Here is an 11,102-nt window from a genome sequence, read left to right as displayed (position 1 = left end):
GCTAAGCCGAACGCGCTCCTTATGACGCCAGCGGGGTGCGGTATCGGCGCGTCACGGCTTCGCGTCGAACGAAGCCTCCCAGGTCAGGCGGCCCACGATGCCGTCATCGTCAAGATCTACCCGGCGCTGGAAGGTCTTGCAGACGTCCCGGGAGCGCTGGCCGTACGCGCCGTCCGCGTCGAGTTCGAAGCCGATGCGCTTCATCTGGGTCTGCCAGGTCCGCACGTCGTCGCCCCGCATCACCGGCGGGTACTTCAGCAGCCGTCCCGGCCAGCGCGGCGCGCCGGGCTCCGCCGGCGGGTCGCCACCGCCGGGCCGGGGGGCGCCTCGCTGAACCCACGCGTACAGCGGGCCGCCCGGGCAGTCGGTGCTGTAGCCGTCCCGATGCCCCTTGATCTCCCGCCCCGCGCCGCCTTCGGCCCGCAGGTACTCGATCGCGTCCAGAATCCCGTGCAGGATCGCGTCGGTGGGCTCGACCAGGCCGGCGTTGCCCACCAGGCCCAGCACGGCGTAGTGACCGGAGTTGAGCCCGGCCCCGTTGGCGGCGGGCACATGCCTGGGCCCGCGACCGGCGAAAACCTTACGATGCGGACAAGCTACCATCGAGTAACCAATATCTATCCAGCCATTTCCATCCATGTGGAAATTCTGAATTGATTTCACCATTGCCACGCATTTGGCGTGATCGGTGATGATGGCCGGATCGACGCGCCCGCCCGTGTAGTGCACTTTCACGCCGCGCGTCGAACTGAGCGGCGAATAGGACCCCTTCGGGGCTCGCGCGCCCCAAGCACTGCGGGTCACGAGGTCGATGGCCACGAAGATCTCCTGTATCTGGTTCGGTATCCGAGCGTATTGCGGAACGGTCTACAACAGTGTCTCTTTGGCCGAATCCGCATGTGTCACGGCGTCTCGCCGCGATCCAGGCGAATCACCCGGCGGTCGGTGACGATCGCGGTGATCAGGTCGGCGGGGGTGACGTCGAAGGCCGGGTTGAGCGCCTGGGTTCCGTCGGGTGCGATCTTCACCCCGCCCAGGGAGACGACCTCGGCCGCGCCGCGGTCCTCGATGTGGATGGCGTCGCCGGTGGGAGTGGCCAGGTCGATCGTGGTCTCGGGGGCGATGACCAGGAACGGGACCCCGGCACGGCGGGCGCCGAGAGCGAGCGAGTAGGAGCCGATCTTGTTGGCGGTGTCGCCGTTGGCGGCGATCCGGTCCGCGCCGATGAGGACGGCGTCGGCGGCGCCCCTGGCCAGCAGGAAGGGTCCGGCCGAGTCGACGATCAGGCGGTGCGGCGCGCCCATCCTGGCCAGTTCCCAGGCGGTCAGCCTGGCCCCCTGGAGCAGCGGCCTGGTCTCCAGCGCGAGGGCCTCGGCGAGCACGCCGCGCTCGTGCATGGTCTGGATGACGCCGAGCGCGGTGCCTCGTTCCACGGTGGCCAGGCCGCCGGTGTTGCAGACGGTCATCACCCGGGTGGCGGCGTGCTCGGCCAGCAGGTCGGCGCCGCGCGCGCCCATGGCCAGGCAGGCCGCGATGTCCTCGTCCCTGATCTCCAGTGCCCGGGCCAGCGGGTCCGCGCTCGCCGCCGCCTGGTCGACCCCCCAGGCCAGGTTGACGGCCGTGGGCCTGGCCGCCCGCAGCGGCGCGATCGGCTCGCCGGTCCTGGCCGCGAGCGCGACGCCCATCGCGCCCGCGACCCCGAGCGCGGGCGCGCCCCGGACCGCCAGCCGCTGGATCGCGTCGATCAGGTCCGCGACCGTGGTGATGCGCAGGTAGGTCAGCTCGCCCGGCAGCCGGGTCTGGTCGACGAGCGTGATCGCGCCGTCGACCCAGTCAATCGTCCTCACATCGGATCAGCCTAGACGCGGGCCGCCAGGTCGAAGAGCACCTCGTCGTGCCCCCGGGCCGCCATCAGCGACAGGCCGAGCGGGCGGCCGTCGAGCAGCCCGGCGGGCAGGCTGAGGGCCGGGCTGCCGGACAGCGGCGCCAGGCAGGTCAGCCGGAGCGTCATCAGCCGGCGGTCCTCGGGGCGGCCGAGCGCCGGAGCCGCGCCCGGCGCGGTGGGCAGCACCAGGATCCCGCCGCCGTCGAGCAGCACCCTGATCCGGTCGGCGGCCTCGTCCAGCGCCTTGCGGGCGAGCGTGACCTCCTCCCGGGTGAGCCCCTCGCCCCGCCGGAACCGCGCTTGTACGCCCGGCCCGAACTCCGGCCGTTCCTGGGTGATCCACGCGCCGTGGCAGCTCCAGGCCTGCGCCGCCTGCGCGATCGCGAACGCGTCGGTGACGTCGTGGCCGACCGGGGTGCGGTGCACCGGAAGCCCGAGCCTGGCGATCGCCGGGGCGAGTGCCGCCCCCACCCGGGGCGACTGGTCGGCCCACAGGTCGGGGGGCACGCACAGCCGGGTGGCCGTGCCGCTTCCGCTGCCGTCCAGGAGGATTCCGGCCGCCTCGCGGAGCAGGGCGAGGTCGCGGGTGAGCAGGCCCGGGACGTCGAAGGTGGGGGCGAGGGGGACGATTCCCTCGCGGGGGGCGCGGGCGTGGGTGGGGCGGAAGCCGTACAGGCCGGTGTAGGAGGCGGGCACGCGGATCGATCCCGCGGTGTCGGTCCCCAGCCCGAGATCGGCCCGCCCCGCGGCCACCGCCGCGGCCGACCCACTGGAGGACCCCCCGCACACATGCCCAGGCGCGGCCGGATTCTCCAGCGCCCCATAATGCTGATTCGTCCCACCCAGACTGTAGGCCAGCTCATCGGTATGCGTCTTCCCGGCCAGTACGGCCCCCGCCGCCCGCAACCGCGCCACCGCCACCGCGTCCTCGACCGCCGGCTCATGCGTCTCCAGCCACCGCGGATGCCCCGCCCCCGTCAGCTCCCCCGCGACATCGAAGACATCCTTGACGGCCAGCCTCACCCCCGCGAGCGCCCCGGAACCCTCCCGCGACTCTGCTCCTGACGGCGTTCCCCACGACACGAACGGATCGATCCCCACCCATCCTCCAAAGTGGCCAGGTCGAACGTCCCGGTTACGCTACGCCCCACTCCTATGCCAGCCCAATTTCACGCTCGGTATGCCAGAGTTTCCGGGAAGTTACACATATAATCACTGCGGCTCAAGCACCACGTCGCGATCAACTAACATTCGACAGCGTCATGCAGTGAGGCCAATTTCCGGAAATTACCGGCAATTCCGGCGAACGATGAGGACGAGGACGCAACGCGACAAGGGCCGCGCGAGGGCGCCCACATCGATGCTGCTCCGCGGCCATGAGGGCCGACGACAATCAGATCGGGCTGGAGATCAGGTATGCCTCGGTTACGGTTCGTCGCGCTGGCGATCGCGGCGGCGACTGGCGCCGTCACGGCCGGAGTCGCCGCCAACCAAGTCATCAACGACGGCCAAATTAGTTGGACTTGGGCATATCTAGCTTTCGGTTTCACCGTCCTCGTCGCCCTTCTGACAGCGGCGGCGGCCGAGCCCTCCCAATTGAACGCCCAGCCTCGTCCCGCGCAGGACACCGCCGGGAGCTCGGGGCTAGGCGCCGAACCTTCGCGGCTTAACGCCCCCTTTCCGCACATCCGGCGTGGGGTCTATCTGCGGCAATTGCGCGCTTCCGTCGCCGACATGGAGACGATCGGCGTGGTGACGCAGGGCGAGTTCGTGCTCCGGATGCGCCAGGTGTACGTGGATGTGACGCTCCAGCCTCGTCCCGCGCGGGACACCGCCGGGGACTCGGGGCTCGGCGCCGGATCGCAGGAGATCGGCCGGTCGGGTGAGCGGCGGTCGCTGGCGTCGTTCCTGCGAGAAGGGCGAGTGTTCGCCGTTCTGGGGGCACCGGGCTCGGGAAAGACGACGCTGGCCAGATACACCGCCCTGGCGCTCTCCGAACCGAACTGGCGAGTTCTCAGCCGCGAGTTCTGGCGTCCCCGCCGCCTCCCGGTCCTGCTCTATCTGCGGGGTCATACCGCCTCACTCCTCGCGGAGGAGCCGGAAAGCCTGGCCGAGGTGGCCGCGTCATCACCCTGGCTTCGAGGCAGGATTCCGGCCGCGTGGCTGCGAGGACGGCTGGACCGCGGCCGCTGTGTGGTCCTGCTGGACGGGCTGGACGAGGTCGCGGACGAGCAGGACCGAAAGCGCGTGGTGGGATGGGTTCACGATCAGATCGCCCGATATCCGCGCAACACCTTCGTGGTGACGTCCAGGCCATACGGCTTCCTGTCCAACCCGCTGACCAACGCCGACGTGCTGCATGTGCAGAGGTTCACAGCGGACCAGGTGTCACGGTTTCTCCATTCCTGGTACCGGGCCATCGAACGACGCTCCCGTCTGGGCCGCGACCAAGACGTCTATGAGATCGCGGAGCGCAATGCCCTGGATCTGATCGGCCGGCTGCGCGGCCAGCCCGCGTTGTACGACCTGGCGGCGAATCCGCTCCTGCTCACGATGATCGCGAGCGTGCACCGCTACCGGGGAGCGCTACCGGGCAGCCGGGCCGCGCTGTACGCGGAAATGTGCGACGTTCTCCTGCACCGCCGCCAGGAGGGCAAGAACCTGACCGACCCCACCGGTCTGACCGGACCCCAGAAGGCGGCCGTCATGCGGCACCTCGCCGTCTACATGATGAGCAGCCGGCAGCGCGACATCACGTCCGTGGACGCACTGCGCGTCGTCAGGGAACCCCTCGCCGAAGTCTGCGGTGAGAGCACCACGCCGGAGGTCTTTCTCGGCGAAGCCGGCAAGAGCGGCCTGCTGGTGGAGCGAGAGCAGGGCCTGTTCTCATTCGCCCATCTCACCCTCCAGGAATATCTCGCGGCCGCGCAGATCAAGGAATATCCCGATAATCTGCGCCAGCTGTTGACCGGCAATGTCGACGACCCGTGGTGGCGGGAGGCCAGCCTCCTGTGGGCCGCTGATTCCGACTCCACTCCCCTGATCGAAGCATGCCTGGACTCCGGGACGATCCGGGCTCTCGCGCTCGCGTTCGCCTGCGTCGACCAGGGTCGACAGGTTCAGCCCGCCGTCAGGGCAAGGCTCGATCGAATACTCGACCCTGGCGAAACCGTCAGCGCCGGGCGGCGGCGTCTCATCGACGCGGTCACCATGCTGCGCACCTTCCACAACGTGGTCCATCTGGATGACGGGACGGCGATCTGCTCGCAGTTGGTCACCGTTGACGCGTGGAACCGGTTTGCCCGTTATTACCAACTACATGGCTACAACACACCCGTCCAGGATCCCAGCGCGATCCCGGCCACCGCAATCGTGGTCGCGGACGCGGCCAACTTCGTCTCCTGGCTGAACGCCCTCTACGACGACGGCCTCACCTATCGGCTGCCCACTCCCGCGGAAGCCACTCATCAGTATCTCCAGAGTCTGCCCGCATTCGGCGGCCGCACCATCTGGGCCCATGATGGCAAGCGGTTCAGCCTTGTGGCCAATGACGCTCCGTGGCCGTACGATCCGACGCCGGAACAGCTGGCCCGCTACCCGGAACTCATCCTCAGTCACACTCATCTCTTCTTTCGCCTTTCCATGCTCATTCCCGAAGCCCGGTCACTTGCTCGCCTGCTGGCCTATGCGCAGCTTTCCGCCGATCCCAGCAGATTATCCGCATTCGAGCCGATCACTGCTAGCGACAGCCAAGACGACTTCAACAGCAAGCTCGAGCGCGTTCTCTACCAGCATTTGAAACACAGCCGTACGGTTTCGCTTCGCGGCACTTTTGATGGCCGTATCGCCCTGAGTCGCTCGCCCTTCCACATCGACTCCCTCAGCGGTATTCTTACTCGCCGGCAATTGGCCATGCACCTCGCCAGCCCGCAGATTGCGGTGGTCCTGGCCACTCACCCGCACTTCCCGCTCGACTTCAATCATGGCCCCAAGCTTCAGCTCGCCCGCGTCCTCGGTGCCGGTGCCGGTCCTCGGCCATTCGAAGTACTATCAACAATGGTCGCGGCGGCGGAGGGCCTGCTCAACTCATGGATCAATTCGTCCACCGGATCGAAGAAGCAAGAGATCACTTTTGAGGAGTTCTTGAAGGAAAGCCTCTCAAAGCATCTCCGCTGCGGCTCCCTCGAAGACCCCGCGACGGCACTGCAACACATATTGGGGAATCTGACGGCGAGCGGCGCGGATTTACGAGTTCTCACTCTGGTCCGTTACGCGAAAGGTTTGATCACTCCTGTGCTGGATCGAACCGCACAACAGAGTGAACGCGATATCGTGCTTTCCGTCGCCGCCCTTCACGCCGCGACTCTCCAGCTTCGTGATAAACCCGGGGGCAGCCATCAAGCCGATATCGAAGGGCTCGGGAGAATCATCAATACGTTGATCGCTCTCACGGAGCCGAATAAGGGGTCCCACGCCAATCAAGCCCTATTGCTGGTCCGGAACTAGACACCCTGTGTCACAGCAGGAGGTGAGCATCGTCCGTGACGGAAAATGTGTCGACAATCATGGTCCCAGGTGAGGATCATGAGGGTATGGACAATGTGGTTAAGGAGGTTCAGTTCTCCGTGCCGCCGGAGCCGCTGGCGATGAAGGTGTGGATCGATGACAGCGACAGCCCGGCCGATGTGATCGACGCGCTGGCGTTGTCGCCGTTCGCCACGGGGGAGCAGCCGTGGGCGCGGACGGTCACGATCGACCGGATCCGGGCGGACGCGCCGTTGACGGCCTCGCGTGGGCGGTTGCTGCGGTCGGCGTCGGCTGTGGATGGGCCTGATGCCCGGTTGTACGGGGGCGAGGGGTGGACGCTGCGGGTGGTGCGGTTCACCAACCAGTCGGCGACGGTCGCGGTGACGGCGGTCAGCGAGGAGCTCGCTGTGGCGATCGTGGACGAGGTCGTCAAGGACGCCGAGGAGGAGGCGCCGAAGGACGCGGACGTGGTGTCCATGGGGTTCTGGTGGATGAGCGAGCATGGGCGCCGCCGGTCGGGGAAGAAGATCACGACTTCGCCGTGGGACGCCGTACGGGCGAATTATCCGCGGGCCGCCAGCGTGCGGCTCGACCAGCTGATGGCGACGCGCCCGGATGACGTGAACGGGCGGCTGCTGCTGTTGCACGGCCCGCCGGGGACGGGCAAGACGACGCTGCTGCGCACGCTGGCCCGGGAGTGGGCCACCTGGTGCCAGGTCGACTGCGTGCTGGACCCGGAGCGGCTGTTCAACGATCCCGGCTACCTGATGGAGGTCGCGGTCGGCTGCGAGTGCCCGGATCACGGGGAGGGCAAGTGGCGGCTGCTGGTGCTGGAGGACTGTGACGAGCTGATCCATGCCGAGGCCAAGGCGTCCACGGGACAGGGCCTGTCGCGGCTGCTCAACCTGACCGACGGCCTGCTCGGCCAGGGGCGTGACGTGCTGGTGGCGATCACCACGAACGAGGATCTGGCCCGGCTGCACCCGGCCGTGGTCCGGCCGGGCCGGTGCCTGGCCCAGATCGAGGTGGGGCGGATGGACAGCGAGCAGGCGGCGGCCTGGCTGGGCACCCGCGAGGGCATCGGCCCGGCGGGGGCGACGCTGGCCGAGCTGTTCGCGCTACGTTCTGGCCGCCCGCCCATCGAGCCGGAGCCGGTCGGCGGCATCGGCCTGTACCTCTAGCAGGTAGGACGCGACCTCGGGAAGCTGTTCGGTGGCCAGGTTCCCGTCGTCGCGCACCCGCCCGATCTCGTCCCTGACTCCCCCAGGTCCGCGGCCAACCGGCCGGCCGGCGAGGGGGCGCCGTCCAGGCCCTACCTAAAACGTGACGAGAGGGTCGCCCACGAAGTCGGCGATGAAGTTGACGAAGAAGAAGCCGAAGAAGAGGAAGTTGAGCACCAGGATCACGTGGTGGTACCAGCGCGGTCGGGCCGCCTTCGGCAGCCTGCTGTTGAGGTACATCAGCAGGAACGGGTAGATGAGCGCGCCCAGGTTGGACATGTTGGCCGACCACTGCACCAGGCTGACCGGCAGCGCCAGGTGCAGCACGACGGCGATGATCACGAGCAGGACCAGCATGAACGGGTAGTAGAAGCGGCGGGGGTCGCCCTCGATGAGGACGCGCAGGCGGGTGCTGGTGCCGTGGGCGGCGTCGGTGGTGACCCGGACCATGGCCTCGAAGATCCCCAGCTGGGTGGAGAACAGGATGAGCACGCCGAGGATCAGCATCAGGTAGAACATGCCCCGGCCGTACTCGTCGCCGAGGGCCGCCGCCACGAACGTGGGCACGTTCGCGGTTGTCGGGCGTTCTCCCGACATTTCGACCGCGCGGGCCATCAGCATGGTGGGCAGCAGCATGCCGAGGATCGCGCCGACGAAGAAGATGCCCCACATGTCGGTGAGGAGCAGCCGGTACCAGCGCTTCCAGAGCTTCCGGTTCTTCTCGTCGTCGGGGAAGGTCACGCCGCTGGCCAGCAGCTCGGTGCGCCCGCCGCGCAGACCGGAGATGAAGCCGGTGCGGTATCCCATCCCGTAGCCCTTGTCCCGGTAGTGGCCCATCACGTACCAGTTCAGGCCGGAGGCGAGGGCGGTGAAACCGGCGAGCGCGCCGAGCTGGGTGGCCGAGATCCCGGCGGGCGGGGCCGACGGGGTGACGAAGCCGCGGATGGCCTCCCACCACTGGCTGAACGGCACCACGAACAGGTCGATGACCAGCAGCCCGGCCAGGATCGCGCCCACCATGATCCAGTTGGCCAGCTCCAGCGCCCGGCTGACCCGGCGGGCGGCCGCGGTGATCAGGAAGACCAGGAGCAGCAGCGCGATCGCCCACAGCCGGGGCTCCTCGGCTCCGGCGGGGGGAACCTCGCCGTGCACCAGCGCGTACACGCCCTGGCCCGCGGAGGCGGCCCAGCCGCCCGCGATGAAGGCGAAGATGACGACGAAGACCGAGAGCGGCACCCACAGCAGGTAGCCGGGCGGGACGCGGCCCCAGCCGACGACCGGAGCCTCGCCGGTCGCCATGATGTAGCGCGAGATCTCGACGTTGTAGAAGGTCTGCAGCAGGGCCGAGACGGTGATCACCCAGCCGACGCCGATGAAGCCGTACTGGCCGACGGCCTGCGGGCCGAGCAGCCACTCGCCGCTGCCGATGGAGATGCCGAGCGCGATCAGGCTCGGGCCGACGGCGAACTTGATCAGTTCCTTCGGCCCGATCCGGGAGACCTTGAACACCTCCTCCGGGGCGGGCAGGTCGGTGACGGCCAGATCCGGGCGGCTGACGCCTAGGGGACGGGTCGAGGAGACTTCGGTCATGGGGCGCCTTCCTTCTCGCGCGGCCCCCCGAGGTCGACTTCGAGCCTTACTCCAACTCCTCACACCGGCAAGACCCATTTGTGAACCACCGTTCGTCCATGATCCGACACGATGGGAAGGAGAACCGACGACTCAGGGACAGGGCACGATGACCGAGGTAGCCGAGATCTGCTCGCAGTTGATCCGCATCGACACCACCAACCCCGGCCCGGGCGAACGCCTCGCCGCCGAACACGTGGCCGACCTGCTCGCCGAGGCGGGCATCGAGCCGGTGCTGATCGAGTCGGCCCCCCGCCGGACCAGCGTGGTCGCCCGCGTCACTGGCGACTCCCCCGACGCTTTGCTTGTGCACGGGCACCTGGACGTGGTCCCCGCCGACGCGGCCGAGTGGAAACGCCACCCGTTCTCCGGCGAGATCGACGGCGGCTGCGTGCACGGCCGGGGCGCGGTCGACATGAAGGGCAGTCTGGCGATGACGCTGGCCCTGGTCCGCGACTGGGCCAGGCGCGGCGTGCGTCCCCGCCGCGATCTGATTCTCGCCTTCCTCGCCGACGAGGAGTCCACCGGCGCGTACGGCTCCCGCTACGTCGTCGAGAACCATCGGGAGCTCTTCGACGGTTGCACCGAGGCGATCAGCGAGTCGGGGGGCTTCACCGTCACCGCCGAGGGGGCCAGGATCTACCCGGTGGCGGTCGCCGAGCGCGGCACCGCGTGGATGAAGTTCACCGCGCGTGGCGTGCCCGGCCATGGCTCCAAGCCGCCCGTCGACAACCCGGTGGCCGAGCTGGCCCGGGCGCTGACGCGTCTGGCCGACTACACCTGGCCCATCCACCTCACTCCGGAGGTGGCGGCCCTGATCGAGGGGCTGGCGGAGGCGCTCGGCACCCGGATCGACCTCAACGCCCTGGACGGCGAGATCCGTCGCCTGCCCCCGGCCGCTTCCGCGCTGTTCAAGGGCGTGATCCGCAACTCGGCCAATCCGACCATGCTGCGCGCGGGGGACAAGGTGAACTCGATACCCGGCAAGGCGGAGGCGCATGTGGACGGGCGGTTCCTGCCCGGCTCGCAGCAGGAGTATCTGGACACGATCGACCGGCTGATGGGGCCGAAGATCACCCGGGAGTTCTTGAACCTGGAGGAGGCTCCGTCGGCGCCCGTGCACGGGCTGTTCGACGAGCTCTGCGCGGCGCTGCGGCGGGAGGATCCGCTGGCGCGTCCGGTTCCTTATGTGATGAGCGGGGGGACGGACGCGAAATCCTTCGCCCGGATCGGAATCCGCGGCTATGGGTTCACACCGCTGCTGCTGCCGCCGGAACTCGACTACTTCGGCATGTTCCACGGCGTCGACGAACGGGTTCCGGTGGCGGGACTCGAATTCGGGGTGCGGGTTCTGGGTAATCTGCTGAGCCCGGAACCCGGCGATTCCACCCCCCGTGGCTGATTGTGGCTAGCTACACTTCGGCCGGGGCAGGCCTAGCACGGCTTCGGCAATGACCGATTCTAGCATAACCAAATAAATGATTAACCTCGCTTAATATTGTCCCGAATAGGAGCGGGCGCCGATGCCGCGTAGAAAAGGGCAAACCCGCACACACAGCTCAAAGGGCTAGGCAACGCCACCCTAGAGTTAGGTAACGACGCCACCCGACCAGCCACTACAGCTGATAGCATCAGCCGTCCAGGCCAGCCTGTTGCGTCGACGTAGCAACGGGCGTTGTGGCACGTCATAGCCCGGTGAAAGGGTTCAGGTGCGATGAACAATCAACATGGCGAGTTCGCCTCGAGCATCTCCGACAATCGGGGGGTCTCGCTTGCGCAATTGCAGCTGGATCCGCACACGCTTCAGAGGGTCAAAGGCGATACTACACGCCCTACCGTCA

At 68.0% G+C, this 11,102-nt stretch carries 7 protein-coding genes; 3 read left to right on the top strand and 4 right to left on the bottom strand.

Features of this window, described 5'->3' with window-relative positions:
* Positions 1-51: 51 nt before the first annotated feature.
* The 3 genes from Aple_RS21225 to Aple_RS21215 all read right to left on the bottom strand — a co-directional run bounded on the left by Aple_RS21225 (position 52) and on the right by Aple_RS21215 (position 2,986).
* Entirely contained in the window at positions 52-819 is a 768-nt protein-coding gene (locus Aple_RS21225; protein ID WP_155346398.1) for a peptidoglycan recognition protein family protein, read from the bottom strand.
* Positions 820-902: 83 nt separating this feature from the next.
* Positions 903-1,847 carry an S-methyl-5-thioribose-1-phosphate isomerase gene (gene mtnA / locus Aple_RS21220; protein WP_155346397.1) on the bottom strand — a complete coding sequence of 315 codons (945 nt, stop codon included), beginning with the start codon at positions 1,845-1,847 and terminating at the stop codon, positions 903-905.
* Between the two features lie 11 nt (positions 1,848-1,858).
* Positions 1,859-2,986 (bottom strand): amidase family protein, encoded by a 1,128-nt coding sequence (locus Aple_RS21215; RefSeq protein ID WP_155346396.1) that lies wholly within the window; start codon positions 2,984-2,986, stop codon positions 1,859-1,861.
* 315 nt (positions 2,987-3,301) lie between these two features.
* On the opposite strand from Aple_RS21215, the gene Aple_RS21210 reads away from it, so the two are divergent.
* Both Aple_RS21210 and Aple_RS21205 read left to right on the top strand, forming a co-directional pair.
* Complete coding sequence (locus tag Aple_RS21210) at positions 3,302-6,391, top strand: NACHT domain-containing protein (RefSeq protein WP_155346395.1); 3,090 nt, start codon at positions 3,302-3,304, stop codon at positions 6,389-6,391.
* Between the two features lie 86 nt (positions 6,392-6,477).
* Positions 6,478-7,593 carry a DUF5925 domain-containing protein gene (locus Aple_RS21205; protein ID WP_246264675.1) on the top strand — a complete coding sequence of 372 codons (1,116 nt, stop codon included), beginning with the start codon at positions 6,478-6,480 and terminating at the stop codon, positions 7,591-7,593.
* Between the two features lie 135 nt (positions 7,594-7,728).
* Here the strand turns inward: Aple_RS21205 and Aple_RS21200 are convergent, their stop codons facing one another.
* Positions 7,729-9,222, bottom strand: coding sequence for an Nramp family divalent metal transporter (locus Aple_RS21200; RefSeq protein ID WP_155346394.1), 1,494 nt, complete (start codon positions 9,220-9,222; stop codon positions 7,729-7,731).
* Between the two features lie 148 nt (positions 9,223-9,370).
* Here Aple_RS21200 and Aple_RS21195 point away from each other — a divergent pair, with 148 nt between their 5' ends.
* The gene (locus Aple_RS21195) at positions 9,371-10,663 is read left to right on the top strand and encodes a M20/M25/M40 family metallo-hydrolase (RefSeq protein ID WP_155346393.1); all 1,293 of its coding nucleotides are present in this window, start codon (positions 9,371-9,373) and stop codon (positions 10,661-10,663) included.
* The last annotated feature ends 439 nt before the right edge of the window (positions 10,664-11,102 follow it).

The sequence above is a fragment of the Acrocarpospora pleiomorpha genome (assembly GCF_009687885.1).
In the GTDB taxonomy this organism is placed as follows: Bacteria; Actinomycetota; Actinomycetes; order Streptosporangiales; family Streptosporangiaceae; genus Acrocarpospora; species Acrocarpospora pleiomorpha.
The sequence above is the reverse complement of the archived record's forward strand: the minus strand, read 5'-3'. Positions and strand labels throughout refer to the sequence as shown.

Bases quoted from the DNA above. Each gene is read 5' to 3' on its own strand.
- Aple_RS21210 (WP_155346395.1), top strand. From the start codon at position 3,302: ATGCCTCGGTTACGGTTCGTCGCGCTGGCGATCGCGGCGGCGACTGGC.
- Aple_RS21205 (WP_246264675.1), top strand. From the start codon at position 6,478: ATGGACAATGTGGTTAAGGAGGTTCAGTTCTCCGTGCCGCCGGAGCCG.
- Aple_RS21200 (WP_155346394.1), bottom strand. From the start codon at position 9,222: ATGACCGAAGTCTCCTCGACCCGTCCCCTAGGCGTCAGCCGCCCGGAT.
- Aple_RS21195 (WP_155346393.1), top strand. From the start codon at position 9,371: ATGACCGAGGTAGCCGAGATCTGCTCGCAGTTGATCCGCATCGACACC.